This is a genomic window from Lysinibacillus fusiformis (assembly GCF_002845985.1).
GTDB classification, from domain to species: domain Bacteria; phylum Bacillota; class Bacilli; order Bacillales_A; family Planococcaceae; genus Lysinibacillus; species Lysinibacillus fusiformis_D.
In genome coordinates, this window is the sequence record NZ_PDFK01000001.1 from 643,901 (window position 1) to 664,625 (window position 20,725).

Here is a 20,725-nt window from a genome sequence, read left to right on the forward strand (position 1 = left end):
AGCTGACAGATAGCGAAAGCAACTACACCATGAAAAAAATACGAAAGTACCAAGATGCTTGATATCGTTGGAAAGAGGAATTCATATGGCATTTGATGGCTTATTTACTTATTCAGTAACGGCCGACCTACAACAGCTTGTCACTGGTCGGATTACAAAAATACATCAACCTAATGCACAAGAAGTTGTGTTACATGTGCGGGCAAACGGAAAAAATCAAAAACTACTGTTCTCCATCCACTCTTCTTATGCACGTGTCCATCTTACGGAGCATACGATTGAAAATCCAGCAGAGCCTCCCATGTTTTGTATGCTTTTGCGTAAACATTTAGAGGGTGGTTTTATTTCATCCATAAAACAACATGATTTTGATCGTATTATAATAGTAGAAATTCACAGTAAAAATGAAATTGGCGATCCTATTGTAAGGGAAATACACGCTGAAATCATGGGTAGACATAGCAATCTACTGTTGATTGATCAAGAACAGGGGAAAATTATTGATAGCTTAAAGCATTTACCTCCATCCGTAAATAGCTTCCGAACTGTGTTACCAGGTCAACCGTATATTGCACCACCCACACAAAATAAATGGAACCCATTAACGGTTACAGATGAAGAGCTAACAATGTTTTTCGCTGAAGCAAAAACGACCAAAGAGATCGTAACACAGTTAGCCGGTTTTTCGCCTCTTCACGCTGAAGAATTATTGTACCGCATGACAACAGCATCTAATGCACCAGCCTGTTTCAAGGAATTTATGACATCCTTTGCAAACGGTGGTATGAAGCCAATGTATGTACTTTCTAATAACAAAACGTATTTCTCACCTATTGAGTTGAGTCATTTGCAGGGAGAAGTAACTGTCTACCCTAATGTTCACGAGCTTCTCGACCGCGTATTTTTTGCACGTGCAGAACGAGACCGTGTGAAACAACAAGCAGGTGATTTAGAGCGCTGGCTACAAAATGAAATTGATAAACTATCCTTAAAAACGAAAAAGCTGACGAAGGACTACGAGCGTGCCTCCAAGCTTGATCAATTTCAGCTTTATGGTGAGCTATTAATGGCAAATATTTATGCCTTTGAAAAAGGTGTCAAAGAGGTAACGGTAACAAACTACTATAGTGAAACAGGCGAAGTGATTACGATTCCAGTAAGTGAACGTAAAACACCGATTGAAAATGCGCAAAGCTATTACACAAAATATACAAAGGCAAAAAACGCCTTGGTTATGGTTCAAGAGCAGCTTGAAAAAACGACAGAAGAAATTGCCTACTTTGAAATGCTGGCACAACAAGTACAGCAAGCTTCTCCAGGGGATATTGAGGAAATTCGCGAAGAGCTGGCAGAGCAAGGCTACTTAAAACTACGTCATGCCAAGAAAAAGAAAAAACAAGTAAAGCCAGAACCAGAGCGCTATGTTTCATCTACAGGAGTATCGATCTCTGTTGGAAAAAACAATAAGCAAAATGATATGTTGACGTTTAAAATAGCAAAACGCACAGATATTTGGTTGCACACAAAGGATATTCCAGGATCTCACGTTGTCATCCATTCAAGTGAACCAGACGACACAACATTACGAGAAGCTGCCACATTAGCCGCTTATTTTTCTAAAGCTAGAGAATCTTCTTCTGTGCCAGTGGATTACACAGAAATTCGACAGGTCAAGAAACCAAATGGGGCTAAACCGGGTTTTGTCATTTACTTTGAACAGAAAACACTGTATATTGACCCTGATGAGGCTGTCATTTTACAGTTAAAAAAACAGTCATAAGATAGAAACCGAGACAAAACATCTCGGTTTCTTCTTTTTTATAGTACAAACACGTAATCCGTACTATAAAACGATGAAAACAGCCATATCTTCATTGTTTTTTACAGACAATCTTCCTTATTATAATAACATTAAAAAAACATATGAATAATCTGAACTGTTTCTCCCATCAGTTATTGACTTCTCCCTTTCAGAAAAGCAATATTTAAATATAAAACTTGAATAGCATCAGAAAGGGCGTATCCACATGTCTGTAGGTAAAAAATTAAGCTTTGGTTTCTTTACAATTATTCTCACGCTAATCATTTCATTAATGATTATGTTCCTGCTATTTTCAAACATTGAAAAAAAGATTGAAAATGCATTAGAAGGACATGTCGCTCTTGTAGAGTTAGCAGATGATATTCAATTTGAAATGGCCATGCAAGGACTTTTCATTCGTGCCATTATCATTGAAGACAATCCAGCAAATAAAGAGAGTTTTACAAAATATGCAAGTATGCTAGATAAGCATGTAGAAGCAATAACGGAAAAAGCGGATTCAGCTGAAATGGAAACATATGCAAACGAGTTAGCTACATATAATGATGCTTTTAACAAGTCGGCGACAGAAGCACTGGCACTATTTGAAGCTGGTAATCTTGAAGGAGCTTTGCAAAAGGTCAATGGTGACGTACAGCAAGCCAATAGAAATATACAGGACATATCAGATAAAATTGGGAACTATCAAAAACAACAGCTTGACACGGTGACAAAAGAATCGAAACAGGCAGTATCCAACTCTCAAATTATTTCTGTCATTGCAATTATTATTGGTATTGCCCTAGGTGTTTTCCTAATATTCTACATACAACGCACTATTTCTCGTCCTTTAAAATCGGTAGTTCAAGCAGCTAACCATATTGCCAGCGGTGAATTGTTTCATGAAAATCTTACTCACTATTCAAAGGATGAAATTGGTCAGCTATCGACAGCTTTTAATGAAATGAAGGGAAATATAAAAAATTTATTAACCCATATTCAAAATAATGCAGAGCATTTAACAGCTTCCGTAGAAGAACTTTCTGCCTCAACTGAAGAAATCACTACCTCTGCAGACGAGATTACAATGCGTATAAATGAAACAGCTAATGCAGCTGTAGCCGCTACAGTTGCAGCCAACGAAAGCGCACATGCTATGGATGAAACGGCAGTAGATGTTCAACGTATAGCGGAAGCAACTCAACAACTACATCATAATGCTGTTACAACATTTGAATTAGCGACAAATGGCAATAACACAGTAGAAGAAGCTCAACAACAAATGAATGTAATTCATGAATCAACACAAGTAATCAATACCCTTGTTCAAAAGTTGAGCAAACAATCCGAAGAGATTAGTCAAATCACAGCTGTCATTACAGCCATTACCGATCAAACGAATTTATTGGCACTTAATGCAGCGATTGAAGCGGCACGTGCTGGAGAGCATGGGAAAGGATTTGCCGTTGTTGCAGATGAGGTTCGCAAGCTAGCTGAAGAGTCCAAGCAATCAGCCAATCAAATTGTTACATTAACACAGGAAATTCAGGAAGATACACATAATGTAGAAAAAGCAGTTTTCGATGGACTTCACTCTGTCACAGAGGGTGTAAAAACCATTGGACATGCAGGGCAAGCATTTGAATCAATCGTAAAAGCGATTAATACGATGACAGATCAAATAGAAGATATATCAGCTACTTCTGAAGAAATTTCAGCCAGTGCCGAACAAGTAGCCGCCTCTGTTGCAGAAATTGCTCATGGTGCTTCAACTAGCTCAGACAATACTCAAATCGTAGCTACAGCAAGCAAGGAGCAATCTATTACGATGCAACAAATAAATCAAGTTGCCTCTGATCTAAGTGAAAAGTCCTTAGATTTACAGAATCAAATCAATCATTTCAAACTTTAACTTAAAAAACAGTGCATTTCATATATATGAGAGCACTGTTTTTGTAATTTTCATACATATTATCCTCATGAATCCAGAAGCATATCTTTCTGAAAAGCTAATGAAGGCGGTTTCAATCAATTAAAAATCAGATTTTTAGTAATTATTTGCATAATCAATCCTTGTCAGCAAGACAAATGACATCCTTAAAAAAACATCATTGACATAGTTGGCTGTTTTGGGAGAATATGGTCAAAAATCAAGCAATACTTGCATTAATTAATGGATGAATAAAATAGGTTAGCATTGCATATATGCATGTATAGTCAGTTAGCTAGTAAATTATTTCAAAAAAATATAATTATCATCATTCACTTCTCGTTAAACCCAAAATTTCCTTAGAATGGGTACCTTTTTTCATAGATTTGCTCTATTTTTTCTTGTTCCTATCCACAATTGGTTAATCCTAGAAAATTACAAAACAAGTTTCTTATATATCATTAATAGATAAAAATAATCATGTTTCGCGATCATAAATTACAAGAAATTACCTCCAAAAGAAACTAATTCACTTAGTTTTACACAGATTTTCTACAAATCTATACAAATCCCTCAAGGTATTACATCCATGACTTTTGATTCATTTTTCAAATATCGATAATATTATCAAAAAAATAGGAATTTTCGGTATAGTAAATCATTTTTTTATTTTTGATTTATTTTTGATATTCAAAATAGATAATTATCAAAATATTATCATATAAACACTCTATTCCATTAGAGTGATAAATCAGAAAAATTTATCACTCTATTAAATGTCAGATAATACTATATAAATTTGAATCTTTTTTATTTTGTGCACAATGATTTTTTTGGTATATTAAATAGGAGCTTCACAAAAGGCTTAAAAATTGTATAAGGGGGATTCACATGAATAAAAACAAAAAGTTTTTATTATTAACAGTTCTTGCAGTATTTTCTTTAGTACTTGCTGCATGTGGCTTCGGTGGAGATTCGTCTGAAAAATCTAAAGACGATGGAAAAGATTCTGGTTCATCTGGGACAGCTTCTAAAGACTTAAACCTAGTTGTAGCTTCTGAACCACCATCTTTACATCCACAACTTGCGACGGATTCTACATCTAGCGCAGTATTAATTAACATTTTTGAAGGTTTAACACGTACAGACAAAGAAGGTAAATCAACTCCAGCAATGGCTGAGAAATGGGACGTAAGTGAAGATGGTCTTACTTACACTTTCCATTTACGTGATGCAAAATGGACAAACGGAGATCCAGTAGTTGCTGGTGACTTCGAATATGCTTGGAAATGGGCTTTAAATCCTGAAAATCTATCGGAATATGCTTCTGTATTCTACCCAATTAAAGGTGCTGAAGCTTACAATCTTGGTGAAGGTGCTGTTGATGATGTAGCAATTAAAGCTGAAGATGATAAAACTTTAGTAGTTACATTAGCAAATCCGACTGCTTACTTCTTAGAATTAACTGCTTTCAAAACGTACGCACCTGTTAACCAAAAAGTAGTTGAAGGTAATGATGAATGGTACACTGATGCTGGTGAAAACTATGTAACAAACGGACCTTTCGTTTTAGATACTTGGAAACACAGTGACTCAATAGTTCTTAAGAAAAATACTGATTACTGGGATGCTGCAAATGTAGACCTTGAAACAGTTAATATAGGCATGGTTGAGAATGAAGCTACGGCAGTAACAATGTTTAAAAATGGAGAAATTGACTACTTAGGTTCTCCATACCAAACAGTAGCACTTGATGCAATTGATGGTTTCAAAACTGATGGCTCATTACAAATTGAGGATTATGCAGCTATTTATTGGTACAAATTTAATACAAAAGATAAAATTACTGGAAACGCTAACATTCGTAAAGCTTTAACATTAGCAATTGATCGCCAAAGCTTAATCGATAACGTTACTAAAGGTGAACAAAAGCCTGCTCTAGGTATGGTTCCATCTGCAATTTCTGGTTTTGAAGAAGACCGTGGTTATTATAAAGACAATGATATTGAAGGAGCAAAAGCTGCACTTGAAGCTGGAATGAAAGAGCTTGGTATTTCTGATCCAAAAGAAATCAGTATCAACCTTTCATTTAATACAAGTGAAGGACATGCTGCTATCGCTCAATTTATCCAAGAAGGTTGGAGCAAAAACCTTGGAATTTCAGTAAACCTTGATAACTCTGAATGGCAAGTATATTTAGAAAAACTTAACCAATTAGACTATCAAGTTGGTCGTATGGGATGGATTGCTGACTACAACGATGCTTATACATTCTTAGAAATGTACGATACTGCTGCCAACGGTAATAACGATACTGGTTGGGAAAACTCTCAATATAAAGATTTATTAAAACAATCTATTTCAGAAATAGACACTGCAAAGCGTTCTGAAATCTTAAAACAAGCTGAAGCAATTGCTATGACTGAATTCCCAGTTGGACCAATTTATTACTACACTAACTTATATGTTAAAGATGATAAAGTACAAAATATGTCTCCAGATAGAATCGGTATCATTCAACTTAAAGATGTTAAAATTACTGAATAATTCTATTGTTTAATTAAGCTCTATAAAAAGAGAGCTGCCTCGTAGTCTCTTAGGCTCGAGTCAGCTCTTTTTAAAATACGAAGGCATATATTTGTCTGACAATTGACAAATAGAAGGAGGAGTTTTATGTGATTAAATATATTTTGAAAAGGCTGATGTATATACTTCTCGCGCTTTTCGTCATCGTAACGGTTACGTTTTTCTTAATGCGTCTCGCTCCTGGTAGTCCATTTGCGAGTGAACGTAATTTTCCACCTCAAATCGAGGAGAAGTTAAACGAAACGTATGGATTAAATAACCCTTGGTATATTCAATATAAAGATTATTTAATCGATACGGCCTCTTTCAATTTCGGTGAGTCAATGAAGTATAAAGCGCGTTCTACAAATGATATGATTTCTGAAAGTTTCCCTGTGTCTTTAACATTAGGGATTGAAGCTATGCTATTAGCAGTTGGATTTGGAGTTTTAATTGGCGTAGTTTCCGCGCTATACCATAATAAGTTCCCGGATTATTTGGCAACGTCCTTTGCGGTGCTAGGTATTTCAGTACCTTCATTTATTTTAGCGGGTTTAATGCAGTATTTCTTATCCTTTAAATTAGGGTTGTTCCCAGTTAGTGGCTGGAAAGGCTTTGGTTACAGCATTTTACCTGCCCTTGCGATTGCATTTTCACATATGGGCTTTATCGCAAAATTAACACGTTCAAGTATGCTTGAGCAAAACAATAGTGATTATGTAAAAATGGCTCGTGCCAAAGGAATTGGAAAATGGACAGTTGTTTTCCGCCATACATTACGAAATGCTCTTTTACCAGTTGTAACATACCTAGGCCCATTAACAGCTGGTGTGGTAACAGGTAGTTTCATTGTTGAACAAATTTTCGCTATTCCTGGACTTGGAAAACACTTTGTACAAAGTATTACAAACCGTGACTATACAGTCATTATGGGTACGACTGTGTTCTATTCCATCATCCTTTTATTTGCGGTATTAATCGTTGATATACTATATAGTGTGATTGATCCGCGTATTAAACTGAAAGGAGCGAAAAAATAATGACACAGCAGCAAATTGAAAAAGATAAGTTCAAAATTGTTGGTGGCAATCATGAAGCAACGGAAAAATTAGCTGATAAATCAGTTTCCTTTTGGAAAGAAGTATTTCTCCGTTTCTCTCATAACAAAATGGCCATCATTGGGATAATTATTTTAATCATTGTTATTTTAATGGCTATTTTCGTACCAATGCTTTCTCAGTATAAATCAAGTGATCAACTAGGTGTTTACAATGCACCTCCATCTGCACAATTTTGGTTTGGAACAGATGATCTAGGTCGTGATATTTTCGTTCGTATTTGGGAAGGAGCTCGTATTTCCCTATTTATCGGAATTGCAGCGGCGATTATTGACTTAATTATCGGTGTTATCTGGGGAAGTATTTCAGGTTTAGCAGGCGGTCGTGTTGATAACATTATGATGCGTATTGCTGACGTTTTAACAGCTGTACCTTACCTTTTAGTAGTAATCGTACTTTTAGTTGTTATGCAACCAGGTCTATTCCCAATGATTATTGCCCTGTCTATCACTGGATGGATTAACATGGCACGTATTGTACGTGGTGAAGTATTATCTATTAAAAACCAAGAATATGTTCTTGCAGCTCGTACATTAGGTGCTAGTACAGGCCATTTAATCATTAAACACTTAGTTCCGAATGCTCTTGGTGCTATTTTAGTTACGATGACTTTAACAATTCCATCTGCTATTTTCACTGAATCATTCCTAAGTTATCTTGGTCTTGGAGTTCCTGCTCCAACAGCTTCTTGGGGTACAATGGCCTCTGACGGAAATAAAGCCATTGCCAATGCTCCATGGCGCTTGATTTTCCCAGCGGTATTTATCTCACTAACAATCTTTGCGTTTAACGCAGTTGGTGACGGCTTACGTGATGCACTAGATCCAAAACTACGTAAATAAGGAGGTGGCCGAAATGAGTAAAACAATTCTAGAAGTAAAAGATTTAAAAATTAACTTTAAAACTTATGCAGGGCTTGTCCGTGCTGTACGTGGTGTTAACTTTGATTTAAAAGAGGGTGAAACACTCGCTATAGTAGGAGAATCTGGTTCTGGTAAAAGTGTTACGAGTAATGCGTTAATGAAACTAATTCCACAGCCACCCGGTATTTATGAGTCAGGACAAATTTTATTTAATGGTCGTGATTTAGTTCCGTTAACGGATAAAGAAATGTCAAAAGTACGCGGAAATGAAATTGCTATGATTTTCCAAGATCCAATGACAAGTTTGAATCCAACTATGAAGGTCGGACGTCAAATAACTGAGGTAATTTTGCAACATAAAAAAGTTTCCAAAGCTGATGCCAAAAAACGTGCAATTGAACTTTTAACACAGGTAGGTATCCCCTTCCCTGAAAAACGCTATAACCAATATCCACATGAATTTTCAGGTGGTATGCGTCAACGTGTTGTTATTGCCATCGCCCTTGCGGCTGATCCGAAGCTATTGATTGCCGATGAGCCAACAACAGCCCTAGACGTAACAATTCAAGCACAGATTTTAGAGCTAATGAAAGAAATCCAGAAAAACTCAAAAACATCTATCATTTTCATTACACACGATTTAGGTGTTGTGGCAAACATTGCAGATCGTGTAGCCGTAATGTACGCTGGACAAATCGTGGAGTATGGTACTGTTAATGATATTTTCTATAATCCGAAACACCCATACACATGGGGTCTACTAGGTTCTATGCCTGATCTAGATAATGATACGGATGAGTTATTGCGCACGATTCCTGGTTCACCACCAGATCTTACGAACCCACCTAAAGGGGATGCATTTGCAGCACGTAACGAGTTCGCAATGGCCATTGATTATGAACAAGAACCACCAATGTTCCAAGTGAGTGAAACGCATTTTGCAAAAACGTGGTTATTGCATCCTGATGCACCAAAGATTCCTCTTCCTGAAGCAGTTGCTAAACGTATTGAAGGGTATTTAGCAAAGGAGGCACAAGAAAATGACTAAAGCTGGTGCGAAAAAAATTCTTGAAATCAAAAATTTAAAGCAGTATTTTGGTTCACCAAGTAATCCGATCAAAGCTGTAGATGGTATTAGCTTCGATGTTTATGAAGGCGAAACACTTGGTCTTGTGGGTGAATCAGGTTGTGGTAAATCAACAACTGGTCGTTCAATCATTCGATTATATGATATTACAGGTGGCGAGATTGTTTTCGATGGTGAGAATGTCCAAGGAAAAAAATCTAAAACTGAGTTAAAGAAATTTAACCGTCAAATGCAAATGATTTTCCAGGATCCTTATGCTTCTTTAAATCCTCGTATGACAGCTGGTGAAATCATTGGTGAAGCCTTTGATATCCATGGCCTTTACAAGGATAAAAAGGTACGTCGTGCGAAAATCCAAGAGTTACTTGAAGCTGTTGGTTTAAACAAAGAGCACGCGAATCGTTATGCACATGAATTTTCTGGTGGTCAACGTCAACGTATTGGGATCGCTCGTGCATTAAGCCTAGATCCTAAATTCATCATTGCGGATGAGCCAATTTCTGCGCTTGACGTATCAATCCAAGCACAAGTTGTTAACTTATTAAAAGAGTTACAAAAAGAACGTGGCTTAACATATCTTTTCATTGCCCATGACCTTTCCATGGTCAAATACATCAGTGATCGAATTGCTGTAATGTACCGTGGAAAAATCATGGAAATCGGTAAAGCAGATGATATTTACAATCATCCTGTTCATCCGTATACAAAGTCTTTATTATCAGCTATCCCACTTCCTGATCCGATGTCAGAGAAGCGCCGTCAACGTATTCAGTACAAGCATACAGAGGTTGACCAAAGTGCAGCCTATCATGAAGTAGGCGACCAACATTATGTTTATGGTACTGCTGATTTAGTAAAAACTTGGGTTGCTAATCGATAAAAACTAATTACATCCATCCATTGGAGGTTTCCAGTGGATGGATTTTTTGCTCTCCGCTTTTCTCCTAGGTGTAGATGTCTTTACCCCTTTTACCTTATTTTAAGCAAAGTGCGTTTATACTTTTTGAAAAAAACAGTCTTTCTTCTATCAAGAAAGACTGCTTCTTCGATACCAATTATTTTATTGGAGCATCTGCTGTTAATTCAATATCTTGCAGTTCTGTAGAATTTCCATATTCCACATTGTAATTTTTCACGCGCTTATTAACAGGAATAACTTCTGTACGGAAGAAAGTCGGTACTACCATTGCTTTTTCACTCATATATTCTTGCCATGCTCTGAATGCTTTTGTACGTGTATCTTGATCCATAGCTTCTTCTGAGTCAATAGCGTCTAATAATTTTGTTAATTCAGGAGATACATAACGGCTAAAGTTAAATTCAGCACCTTCACCATATAAACCTTTAGGAGATGGATTTGTTCCAGTTCCCCATGCAGCTTGGTACATATCGATTTCTGGATCATCTGCTTGAACTTTATCATAGAAAGCATTGAATTCGATAAGACGACCAGTAGTTAATTGTACATCTAACCCTACTTCTTTCCAGTTTTGACGGAAATATTCAACAATTGCTTCATCTGTTTCTGAACCAGCCATTGAAGCTAAGCGAATAGAGAATTTTTTACCATCTTTATCTTCACGAATACCATCACCATCAACATCTTTAAAACCTGCTTTATCTAATAATTCTTTTGCTTTTTCTGGGTCATAATTATAGCCTTCTAATGTTGAATCATAATATGATGCAAATACTGGTGGAATTAAAGAATTTCCGCGCTCACGTAATCCTTGATAGAATTTTTCTGCAACACCTTCAACATCCATTGCATAAGCAACAGCTTGACGCAATTCAACACTATTCATTTTTGACTTTTCATCAAATACGTTTACTTTATTAGTTGTATCATATTTTCCTAATTTAAAGCCGATATAAGAATATGATAATTCTGGTCGACCTAATAATGCTAAGTTTTGTAGATCCTTAATGCTATCGTACTGATTAGTTGGATATGATGTTGCAAGATCATATTTTCCAGTACGTAATGCTTCGCCAATTGAAGTTGGTGGTACAACCTCAAGTACAACTTTATCAACTTTCGGTTTACCTTTAAAATAATGTTCGTTTGCTACAAACTGTACAGACTCACCATTTACGACTTTATCAATTTTAAATGCACCAAGTGTAACTGGATTTTTACGTACTGCATCTGAAGCAAGTAAATCTTTCACTGGAATAGATTCTAATTGATGTTTAGGCTCTGCATACGCCCATAAACCATCGCCAATGGAGTAAATAGCTGGTGATACTTTTTTAAGCTGAATTTTAATGCTTTTTTCATCGACTTTTGTAATACCAGAAATTGTATCTGCTTGCCCATTATGGTATTCTTCTGCGCCAACAATATTTTTGAAATCATCATCATAGCGAACACCTGTATAATCTGGATGACCAATTAGCTCATATGGGAAAATTAAATCATCAGCTGTTAAAGGTGTACCATCTGACCATTTATAATCACCTTGAATTGTGACAGTTGCTGTTTTTGCATCAGCATCAACATCTAATTTTGCAATACCTTTGTCCGTAACAATGAAGTTGCCATCTTGTTCAAAAAGTACATTTGAAGCAAATGCTAAAATTTCTGAATCATAAGCATCTTCGTATAGCTCCCAGTTGAAAATTCCTTGGAATGGAGAGCTTGTTACAAGTCCTACGCGTAAAGTACCACCTTGGATTGCGTCTCCTTCATTTGTTACCTCCATTGGAAGTAACGAATCATTCGTTGCCTCAGATTCACCGGATTTTTCTGTTTCACCTGACTTTTCTGTATTATCTGTTTCTGAGCCTTTTTCAGACCCACTGCCTCCACCACCATTGCAGGCTGCTAAAATTAGCATGAATGCAAAAAGTACGGATAGGAATAACCAATTCTTCTTCATGTGTAAATCCTCCCCTTTTATCCTAATCGTTGTTTTGCGTCAGCCGCACGTCTTAGCGCTTGACCAACATAATTTATACCAAGCATCAAAACTAAAATTAATAATGATGCGGGCAACCAAATCCACCATTTTGTAGATAATACTATCGGGTTTGTTGCATAGCTTACTAATGTCCCTAAGCTAGGTGTAGAAGGAGGTAAACCAAAGCCTAAAAATGATAGACCTGTTTCAATACCCACATTCCCTGCAAAGTTTAACGTTAACTCTACTATTAGCAACGAACTTAAATTTGGTAGTATCCCTTTAAACATAATGGCAAAATCACTAGTCCCCATTGTTTTGGAGGCACTTACATAATCTCGTCGTCCTTCAGATAAAGCTTTACTTCGAACAAGACGTGCAGTACCTATCCATTGAAAGGCACTTAAAATCAAAATTAACTCTAAAACACCATATTTAGGAATAATTGTAACTAATACAATGATAATCATTAATGTCGGTAATGTCATAAGAAAATCAATGATACGCATAAATAAATTATCAATAAAGCCACCATAGTAGCCCATTATTATACCTAGTGCGATCCCTAAAGCATTTGCAATAAGAGTGATAGCAATTGCAATTAAAATAGAATTTTTCGCACCGATAATAAGCTGTCCATACATATCACGCCCAGCTTCATCAGCCCCAAGGATATATCCATTAACGCCAGGCTCTGTAAAGCGCTCTAATAATTTAATTCGTAATATTTCATCCTGGTTCATAAAAAAGGACATAATTAATATCGCAATTATAAGTAATGTTATTCCTATAAATGAAAATAATGCTAATTTATCTTTTCTAAATTCACGTATAACCACTTGAATTCCTGTTGGTGGAGTACTTTCAACTTTCACTACATCATTTTTTTGATCCATTTTATTCACCTCTCCTTATGCGTTCAATTTAGCTGTTAGTCTATGCGGATACGTGGATCAACAATGCTCATAATTATATCTGACAATAGACTACCTAATAACGCTAAGAAGCCATAAAGCATAACAAGAGCTGTAATAACACTATAATCGCGACTTGTTACGGAATGGATGAATAATTGCCCCATGCCCGGGAAGCCAAAAATTGTCTCTATGAATATCGAGCCGCCTAATAAACCTGTAATTGTAAAGCCAAGGAAGGCTGCAATTGGTAATAAGGAGTTACGGAAAATATGTCTTCTATAGATTTTTTTCATCGGTACACCTTTACTACGTGCTGTTTTAACATAATCCTGTGTCTTGGCATCGATAATTTCTGAACGTAAGTATTGAATAATCGTCGTTGTAGCTAAAATTGCATACGTCATTGCAGGTAATATTAAATGATACAAGCGATTCCAATAATACTCGAGTGTTCCAGGCTCTACACCTACATCGACTGTTCCGCTCGTTGGGAACCACATTAAACGGTATCCAAAGATATATAAGAAGATTAAACCCAATACAAAGGTCGGTATTGCATAGCTTATAAAGCTATACAGAGTAATCGACTTATCGTACAAAGTATCCTGTTTACGTCCAGCTATCATTCCTAATGGAATAGCTATTAAATAAACGAGAATGGTACTAAGTAGAGCGAGCCAGAATGTGTTTAATGCACGCTCGCCAATCAATGTGGACACTGCAAGTTTATATGTATAGCTTTGTCCAAAATCGCCCTGAAAGGCATTGATTACCCAATGGTAATATTGTACATACCAAGGGTCATAGTAACCCGCTTGAATTCTTAGTTCTTCAATTCTTGCAGGGTCTGTCTCTGGAGTAATTAACCCTGTAAAAGGATCTCCTGGCATTTGTTTTGCTAGGATAAAAATAATTAAGCTTAACACAAACATTTGAGGAATCATTAAAATTACTCTTCTAATAATTGTTTTCCACATTTCACATTCCTCCCGACATTGCAACCATATGTGTCTCTGAAATGGATTTCAGTGGATAGACTTTTCCATGCTCATCATAATATTTATGTTGCTCTTGTTGATAATTCTCTTCTACTTTTTGTCGAATCAATTTGCGCTCATCCCTAGTCTCTGGTTCGATATTCGGAATGGCTGATAGAAGCCGATTCGTGTAAATATGCTGTGGATTCTTATAAATATCATGTCTTGTACCAGTTTCCACAAAGCGGCCTTTATACATAATAGAAATATGATCACACATATGTTTAACAACACCTAAATCGTGGGAAATGAATAAGTAAGTAAGACCGTATTCATTTTGGATATCTTTCATAAAATTTAAGACCTGTGCCTGTACAGATAGATCTAGCGCAGAAACAGGCTCATCCGCAATGATCATTTTAGGGTTACATGCAACCGCTCGCGCAATGCCAAGACGCTGCTTTTGTCCTCCCGAAAATTCATGTGGATATTTAAGTAAGACATCCTCTGACATCCCAACAATAGCTAGTAGCTCTTTAATACGTTTGCGTTCCTCTTGATCACTTAGCTTCATGAAATTTCGAATTGGTTCTGCTAGAATATCAAGAACGCGTTTTCTAGGATTCATACTTGAATGAGAGTCTTGGAAAATCATTTGAATATCTTTGTTATAGGCAGAATCACGCTGTCTTTGTTGATTTGTCACATTCTCACCCTCATAAAAAATTTGACCAGAGGTGATTTTTTCTAAGCCAATTATCGCTTTTCCAGTAGTCGATTTACCGGATCCTGATTCACCTACTAATCCATAGGTTTTCCCTTTTTCAAACTCCATTGTCACGCCATCCACCGCATATACTCGATCAACAATAGTATTAAAAAATCCACCACGTATTGGATAATGAACATTTAAATCCTTAATTTGCATAAAGCTCATATAGCCCCGCCCCCTTCTTCACCTTCAAAATGAAAGTGTTTCCAGCAGGTACATCTCACAAAATGTCCTGGTGCAATTTCATGTAATTGAGGTTTTGTCTCGTGTGAAGATGCATCAATCCACGGAATTCTTCCTGAAAAACGACAACCTTCTCGAGGTAAATTTATTAGAGATGGCACCATCCCTTGAATAACCTCGAGTCTTTCATTTTCGCTATGTGTTTGTGGAATTGAATTTAATAGCGAGCGAGTGTATGGATGTCTTGGATTATTGAATAATTCCTGAACGGGAGCCTCTTCCACTACTTCCCCTGCATACATAACTACAACTCGATCAGCCATCTCTGCTACAACACCCAAATCATGCGTAATGAGAATAATGCCTGTCTCCGTTTCAGTCTGTAATGTTTTTAACAGGTCCAAAATTTGAGCCTGAATCGTAACATCTAAAGCTGTTGTCGGTTCATCAGCAATTAATATAGCAGGCTTACATGATAAGGCAATTGCAATCATAACACGCTGACGCATACCACCAGATAACTGATGCGGAAATTGTCTAGCAACACGTTTTGGGTTCGCAATCCCAACTTGATTTAGTAGTTCTAATACTCTTTCACTTCGCTGTTGTTTTGAAAGCTTAGTATGATAGATTAACCCTTCTTCAATTTGTTCGTTAATTCTCATTAAAGGGTTAAGTGCTGAAAGTGGGTCCTGAAAGATAAATCCTATGTCATTACCACGTAAGTTATTAAATTGTTGGTCATTCAATTGAGCTAAATTTTGATTATTATAAAAAATATCACCAGAAACCTTTGTATTTACTTCATTGTGCAAGCCTACAATAGTAGTCGCTAATGTACTTTTACCACAACCAGATTCTCCAACTATTGCTAATACCTCATTTTTTTTAAGGGAAAGTGAGACATCATCTACAGCAGCGTGGTATGTATCTTTAATGCGAAAACTTGTAGACAAATTTGTAATTGTTAATAAGTCTTTTGCTGTATTCAAACAATCTCTCCTCTATTATTCAATATTCTGAAAATACAAATGATACTTTATATCAGAATCATATTTAATTTTTCTCTCTTCCCCTCTCTTTTTCATTATAGCTAGTATAATTTTAATAATTTTTTCGCTTTAAACGAGTAAGCCGCTGATAGAATTATCTGAAAATTAAACCGTGCTATTATTTTAGCTAGAAAACATGTATAAACGCAAGTACCTTTTTCAAATTATTACAAACCAAAATATAAATTTCCACCATACCTCTTCCTTAAAAAAATAGTAATTTCAGTATTTAAAGTTAAGAATTATTTTACTTTTTCTTTACAAAGTTACAATTCTCACAAATGAATATTATATAAATATAATTAATGATATTTCACATTATATTTATTCGCGCAAATAAAATGCTTAAAAATTCAATCAATTCAGTATTTTAAAGCAAAAAGTAAAAAAAATACTTTTTATGAAAAAGTTATATTTCACACATTTTTGTTTTCAATAAATAATTTTGGACGTTGAAGTGCTAATATTTCAAATTACTTTAAAAAAATAATTTATAGCTATTAGTTTATAGCTATCTACCATACTTCTTAATTATTTCTGATTGCCGATTTTTTCTCCAATTTTCGATATAGAAATACTATTTAGAATATTTTTAAAGGAAATTACATGTTTTTATGTTAAAATTTCCAATGACAAAGTTTTATTAAATTATTAACATAAGGAAGGGTTGTCTGTGATGGCAAAATTTAATGATGAATGGTTTACAGTAGAAGAAATCAATAATGAAACATATGCTATAAGTGAATATGGTCATTGGGAAAAAGTACATTCCTTTTTATTGCTTGGAGAAAAACGGGCTGTTCTCATTGATACAGGTCTTGGCATTGATAATATTCAAAGGATTAGTAAACAATTAACCTCTTTGCCCATTTCTGTGATGACAACACATGTCCACTGGGATCATATTGGTAGCCATGGAGCATTTGATGATATTTATGTTCATAAGGATGAAGTTGATTGGTTAATCAATGGTATCCCTAAATTATCTATCGAACAGATTAGAAAGGATATTGGACGTAATATTACATTACCTACACCTAAAACGTTTAATCCATCGAATTACAAGCCTTTTCAGGGACAGCCTTCTGGATTTTTAGAAGATGGGGATGTTATAGATATGGGGAACCGAAAATTATCAATTCTCCACACACCCGGGCATTCGCCTGGCCATATTGCTATTTTGGATCATAAATATGGTTATTTGTTTACAGGGGACTTACTCTATGATCAAGCACCTATTTATGCATTTTTTCCAACTACTTCCCCCGAGGATTTAGTTCAATCTTTAGAAAAAATAGCTAACTTACCTTCGCTTACGAAAATTTTTGGTTCACATCACACATTAGGTCTTGATCCTTCTATTTTATTGGAGGTGAAACGGGCAATTATGACACTTCGTGAGAATAATCTAGTACGTTTTGGGACAGGTATTCATCGTTTTAATGGTTTTAGTATTCAATTTTAAATACCCTCATCCTATTTAAATAGAAAGAAAAAAGCTGTTCTACAGGTCAAATAACCTATAGAACAGCTTTTCATTATAACTCTCCAGCCTTTAATTTCGCATGCCACTCTTTTAAAAATGGAATATCTTCTTCTTTAATAGCACCTGATTCGTTTGCTGCTTCAATTAAATAATCGAAGTTTGTTAACGATACATACCGAATGCCAGCCTCATCAAATGCTTGCTCAGCGCGTGGAAGATTATAGGTGTAGACACAAACTACGCCTAATACTTCACAGCCAGCTGCACGCAATGCTTCTACTGCTGTAATCGAAGAACCGCCTGTGGAAACGATATCCTCCACAACAACTACTTTTTGACCTGCTGCGTATTTTCCTTCGATTTGATTACCACGACCATGCTCTTTTGCTTTTGATCGTACATAAACCATCGGTAATTCTAAAATATCACTTACCCATGCTGCGTGTGGGATACCCGCTGTAGCTGTTCCTGCTACGATTTCTGTTGCACCAAAATTCTCTTTGATAACAGCTGCTAAGCCATTTGCTAATTGTTTACGAATAACTGGGTCTGAGATTGTTAAACGAGTATCACAGTAAATAGGAGATTTAATACCAGACGCCCATGTAAATAATTCAGTTGGATTTAATTCTACAGCACCCACTTTTAACATAGCGTGTGCAATTTCATTTTGTAATGTCATCATTTATGCCTCCCATAATTCACTTACGATTTTATATGCAGCTACTGGATCCTGTGCACCAGTTACGGCACGCCCAACAACGATGAGTGATGAACCGTCACGCTTTGCGCCATCTGGTGTGGCAATACGCTTTTGATCGTGTGCAGCACCGCCTGCTAGACGAATTCCAGGTGTTACACGTAGAAAATCATCTCCACACACTTCTGCAATTGCCTTCGCCTCATGTACAGAGCAAACTACACCTTGTAAACCTGCTTGTTTTGTAAGACTTGCATAATGTAAGACAGACTCTTGTAAAGATAGAGCAATTTGTTGTTCTGCTTGCATTTGTTCTTCTGTTGTTGATGTTAATTGTGTAACGGCTATTAATGCTGGACGTTCTTTGCCAGCAGGTGTACCCGCTTCAAGTCCTTCTAGTGCTGCCTCCATCATAGGACGTCCCCCAGCAGCATGCACATTGACTAAATCTACCCCTAGTTTTGCTAGACCCTTCATCGCCGAGCCTACTGTATTCGGGATATCATGTAATTTTAAATCAAGGAAAATATCATGACCTAAATCCTTTACTTTTCGAACAATGTCAGGCCCTTCTTGCATATATAATTCCATACCAATTTTCACGAAAAGAGGCTCATTGAACTGTTTTAGAAAATCAAACACTTCTTTTTCTCCTGGAAAATCTAGTGCTAATATTGGTTTCGTATTCATCAGCGATGGCTCCTTCCGATAATCTCTGTTATATGTTCTACACCTAATGCATCAAGCTTTGCTGGTAATTCTTCAATGATGTTTGGACAGACAAAGTGGTCAACAAAGTTTGCTGTTCCTACTGCTACAGCTGAAGCACCTGCAGACATAAAATCAATGACATCCTGTGCTTCTGTTACACCACCCATACCAATTATCGGAATATTGACAGCCTTGTACACCTCATAAACCATTCGGATTGCTACAGGTTTAACAGCAGGACCTGATAGTCCACCTGTTCCATTAGCAATGACAGGCTTTCCTGTACGCTCATCTAAACGCATACCTACCAATGTATTTATCATCGTAATACCATCTGCTCCACCTGCTTCAACAGCTAAAGCAATATCCACAATATTTGTCACGTTTGGTGATAGCTTCACATAGACTGGCACTTCAGACACAGCCTTGACAGCCTCAACAAGCTGACGTGCTGTTGCTGGGTCTGTCCCAAACTGGATGCCACCACACTTCACGTTAGGGCAAGAAATATTCAGTTCCAATGCTTTGACATTTGATGCTGCTGAAATACGACGCGCTACTTCCACATAATCTGCCGTTTCAGTACCAGCAACATTAGCGATAATTGGCACATCATAGCTCTCTAAAAATGTCAATTCTTCATTCATCACTTTTTCAATGCCTGGATTTTGTAAACCAATTGCATTTAACATCCCCGCCGCTGTTTCAGCAACACGTGGCGTTGGGTTACCGGCACGTGTTTCGACCGTTGTTGCCTTAATCATGATAGCACCTAGTTTTGACAAATCATAAAGCTGTGCATATTCACGGCCAAAGCCAAAGCAACCCGAAGCTGGCATAATTGGATTTTTTAACGCTAAGCCTGGTATTTGAATGGTTAAACGACTCATAGTGCCACCGTTCCTTTCGGGAAAACTGGACCATCAGAGCATACTTTAACATAGTCTTTTTCAACTTCATCAGTTGTTTTACATACACATGCAAAGCAAGCTCCAATACCACAGCCCATACGTTCTTCAAATGATAAATAACCCTCTTTTTCAGGATAAAAGCCCTCTAATGCTTTTAGCATCGGTAATGGCCCACAGGAATAAAATACATCAAACTTTGGGGCACTTGACTCTAATACAGTTGTTACAAAGCCTTTTGTACCTTTCGAGCCATCCACAGTCACATAATGTGTTTCACCAAGTGCACTAAATTCATCCTCATAAAAGCAGACATCCTCTGTTTGGAAGCCTAGGACATGGATGGTTTTCACACCACGAGCATTCAATTGTTTGGATAATTCATGTAAAGGTGGTACACCAATTCCACCGCCAACTAATAGTGCAGTGCCTCCCTCTTGTACCGCATCTACTGGGAAACCATTACCTATTGGACCAAGCACGTTGACTTGTTGACCTTCTCGATTCGTCGCCAGCACTTTCGTACCACGCCCTTCAGCACGATAAATCATAGTAAACTCATTGTTTTCTTTATCAATATTTGCAATACTAATTGGTCGACGTAAAAGCGGCTCCAATGAATCTGACACCTTTACATGGACAAACTGGCCAGGAGTCATCTCCTGAACCAGTTCACCATGAAGTGTCAGTTCGAAAATGTTTGTCGCAATTTGCTTTTGAGAGACGACCGTCATTTTCTCTTGACGTATCAT

General features: G+C 36.7%; 17 protein-coding genes. 8 read left to right on the plus strand and 9 right to left on the minus strand.

The features are described 5' to 3' along the window. The first annotated feature begins 85 nt into the window (after positions 1-85). The 7 genes from CRI88_RS03320 (at position 86) to CRI88_RS03350 (ending at position 10,244) form a co-directional block, all read left to right on the plus strand. On the plus strand, positions 86-1,780 hold the full coding sequence (locus CRI88_RS03320; protein ID WP_036125010.1) for an Rqc2 family fibronectin-binding protein: 1,695 nt from the start codon (positions 86-88) through the stop codon (positions 1,778-1,780). Positions 1,781-2,027: 247 nt separating this feature from the next. Next, positions 2,028-3,713 (plus strand): methyl-accepting chemotaxis protein, encoded by a 1,686-nt coding sequence (locus CRI88_RS03325; RefSeq protein WP_058843483.1) that lies wholly within the window; start codon positions 2,028-2,030, stop codon positions 3,711-3,713. A gap of 909 nt (positions 3,714-4,622) precedes the next feature. Beyond that, the gene (locus tag CRI88_RS03330; protein WP_036125017.1) at positions 4,623-6,278 is read left to right on the plus strand and encodes a peptide ABC transporter substrate-binding protein; all 1,656 of its coding nucleotides are present in this window, start codon (positions 4,623-4,625) and stop codon (positions 6,276-6,278) included. A gap of 128 nt (positions 6,279-6,406) precedes the next feature. Further along, positions 6,407-7,336: an ABC transporter permease gene (locus tag CRI88_RS03335; RefSeq protein WP_036125020.1), complete on the plus strand. Its 930-nt coding sequence runs from the start codon at positions 6,407-6,409 to the stop codon at positions 7,334-7,336. After that, on the plus strand, positions 7,336-8,256 hold the full coding sequence (locus tag CRI88_RS03340; RefSeq protein ID WP_036125023.1) for an ABC transporter permease: 921 nt from the start codon (positions 7,336-7,338) through the stop codon (positions 8,254-8,256). The genes CRI88_RS03335 and CRI88_RS03340 overlap by 1 nt, the downstream gene beginning before the upstream one ends. Positions 8,257-8,269: 13 nt before the next feature. Beyond that, positions 8,270-9,325, plus strand: coding sequence for an ABC transporter ATP-binding protein (locus CRI88_RS03345; protein ID WP_058843482.1), 1,056 nt, complete (start codon positions 8,270-8,272; stop codon positions 9,323-9,325). Continuing rightward, complete coding sequence (locus tag CRI88_RS03350; protein WP_036125026.1) at positions 9,318-10,244, plus strand: ABC transporter ATP-binding protein; 927 nt, start codon at positions 9,318-9,320, stop codon at positions 10,242-10,244. The genes CRI88_RS03345 and CRI88_RS03350 overlap by 8 nt, the downstream gene beginning before the upstream one ends. A gap of 175 nt (positions 10,245-10,419) precedes the next feature. Here CRI88_RS03350 and CRI88_RS03355 read toward each other — a convergent pair whose 3' ends face one another. Genes CRI88_RS03355 through CRI88_RS03375 form a run of 5 tightly spaced genes read right to left on the minus strand, consistent with a single transcriptional unit; the run spans position 10,420 to position 16,108 of the window. Next, the gene (locus CRI88_RS03355; protein ID WP_058843481.1) at positions 10,420-12,246 is read right to left on the minus strand and encodes an oligopeptide ABC transporter substrate-binding protein; all 1,827 of its coding nucleotides are present in this window, start codon (positions 12,244-12,246) and stop codon (positions 10,420-10,422) included. Positions 12,247-12,263: 17 nt separating this feature from the next. Then, positions 12,264-13,163, minus strand: a complete 900-nt coding sequence (locus tag CRI88_RS03360; RefSeq protein WP_036125031.1) for an ABC transporter permease — start codon at positions 13,161-13,163, stop codon at positions 12,264-12,266. A gap of 35 nt (positions 13,164-13,198) precedes the next feature. Beyond that, complete coding sequence (opp4B, locus tag CRI88_RS03365) at positions 13,199-14,161, minus strand: oligopeptide ABC transporter permease (protein WP_036125033.1); 963 nt, start codon at positions 14,159-14,161, stop codon at positions 13,199-13,201. A gap of 1 nt (position 14,162) precedes the next feature. Then, complete coding sequence (locus CRI88_RS03370; RefSeq protein WP_101966393.1) at positions 14,163-15,098, minus strand: ATP-binding cassette domain-containing protein; 936 nt, start codon at positions 15,096-15,098, stop codon at positions 14,163-14,165. Then, the gene (locus tag CRI88_RS03375) at positions 15,095-16,108 is read right to left on the minus strand and encodes an ABC transporter ATP-binding protein (protein ID WP_036125038.1); all 1,014 of its coding nucleotides are present in this window, start codon (positions 16,106-16,108) and stop codon (positions 15,095-15,097) included. The genes CRI88_RS03370 and CRI88_RS03375 overlap by 4 nt, the downstream gene beginning before the upstream one ends. A 736-nt stretch (positions 16,109-16,844) precedes the next feature. Between CRI88_RS03375 and CRI88_RS03380 the strand changes: the two genes are divergently transcribed. After that, positions 16,845-17,633 (plus strand): MBL fold metallo-hydrolase, encoded by a 789-nt coding sequence (locus CRI88_RS03380; RefSeq protein ID WP_058843480.1) that lies wholly within the window; start codon positions 16,845-16,847, stop codon positions 17,631-17,633. A 73-nt stretch (positions 17,634-17,706) separates the two neighbouring features. Here the strand turns inward: CRI88_RS03380 and pyrE are convergent, their stop codons facing one another. Genes pyrE through CRI88_RS03400 form a run of 4 tightly spaced genes read right to left on the minus strand, consistent with a single transcriptional unit; the run spans position 17,707 to position 20,725 of the window. Further along, positions 17,707-18,336: an orotate phosphoribosyltransferase gene (pyrE, locus tag CRI88_RS03385; protein ID WP_058843515.1), complete on the minus strand. Its 630-nt coding sequence runs from the start codon at positions 18,334-18,336 to the stop codon at positions 17,707-17,709. A gap of 3 nt (positions 18,337-18,339) precedes the next feature. Further along, positions 18,340-19,044, minus strand: a complete 705-nt coding sequence (gene pyrF, locus CRI88_RS03390; RefSeq protein ID WP_058843479.1) for an orotidine-5'-phosphate decarboxylase — start codon at positions 19,042-19,044, stop codon at positions 18,340-18,342. Continuing rightward, complete coding sequence (locus CRI88_RS03395) at positions 19,044-19,955, minus strand: dihydroorotate dehydrogenase (RefSeq protein ID WP_036125043.1); 912 nt, start codon at positions 19,953-19,955, stop codon at positions 19,044-19,046. Before CRI88_RS03395 ends, pyrF begins: the two co-directional genes overlap by 1 nt. After that, positions 19,952-20,725, minus strand: coding sequence for a dihydroorotate dehydrogenase electron transfer subunit (locus CRI88_RS03400; RefSeq protein WP_101966394.1), 774 nt, complete (start codon positions 20,723-20,725; stop codon positions 19,952-19,954). The genes CRI88_RS03395 and CRI88_RS03400 overlap by 4 nt, the downstream gene beginning before the upstream one ends.

Excerpts from the sequence above, each read along its gene's own strand:
- CRI88_RS03355 (WP_058843481.1), bottom strand. The coding sequence starts at position 12,246 with ATGAAGAAGAATTGGTTATTCCTATCCGTACTTTTTGCATTCATGCTA.
- CRI88_RS03350 (WP_036125026.1), top strand. The coding sequence starts at position 9,318 with ATGACTAAAGCTGGTGCGAAAAAAATTCTTGAAATCAAAAATTTAAAG.
- CRI88_RS03370 (WP_101966393.1), bottom strand. The coding sequence starts at position 15,098 with ATGAGCTTTATGCAAATTAAGGATTTAAATGTTCATTATCCAATACGT.
- CRI88_RS03360 (WP_036125031.1), bottom strand. The coding sequence starts at position 13,163 with ATGGATCAAAAAAATGATGTAGTGAAAGTTGAAAGTACTCCACCAACA.
- pyrE (WP_058843515.1), bottom strand. The coding sequence starts at position 18,336 with ATGACATTACAAAATGAAATTGCACACGCTATGTTAAAAGTGGGTGCT.
- CRI88_RS03325 (WP_058843483.1), top strand. The coding sequence starts at position 2,028 with ATGTCTGTAGGTAAAAAATTAAGCTTTGGTTTCTTTACAATTATTCTC.
- CRI88_RS03330 (WP_036125017.1), top strand. The coding sequence starts at position 4,623 with ATGAATAAAAACAAAAAGTTTTTATTATTAACAGTTCTTGCAGTATTT.
- CRI88_RS03395 (WP_036125043.1), bottom strand. The coding sequence starts at position 19,955 with ATGAGTCGTTTAACCATTCAAATACCAGGCTTAGCGTTAAAAAATCCA.
- opp4B (WP_036125033.1), bottom strand. The coding sequence starts at position 14,161 with ATGTGGAAAACAATTATTAGAAGAGTAATTTTAATGATTCCTCAAATG.
- pyrF (WP_058843479.1), bottom strand. The coding sequence starts at position 19,044 with ATGAATACGAAACCAATATTAGCACTAGATTTTCCAGGAGAAAAAGAA.
- CRI88_RS03345 (WP_058843482.1), top strand. The coding sequence starts at position 8,270 with ATGAGTAAAACAATTCTAGAAGTAAAAGATTTAAAAATTAACTTTAAA.
- CRI88_RS03380 (WP_058843480.1), top strand. The coding sequence starts at position 16,845 with ATGGCAAAATTTAATGATGAATGGTTTACAGTAGAAGAAATCAATAAT.
- CRI88_RS03400 (WP_101966394.1), bottom strand. The coding sequence starts at position 20,725 with ATGATACGTCAAGAGAAAATGACGGTCGTCTCTCAAAAGCAAATTGCG.
- CRI88_RS03340 (WP_036125023.1), top strand. The coding sequence starts at position 7,336 with ATGACACAGCAGCAAATTGAAAAAGATAAGTTCAAAATTGTTGGTGGC.
- CRI88_RS03320 (WP_036125010.1), top strand. The coding sequence starts at position 86 with ATGGCATTTGATGGCTTATTTACTTATTCAGTAACGGCCGACCTACAA.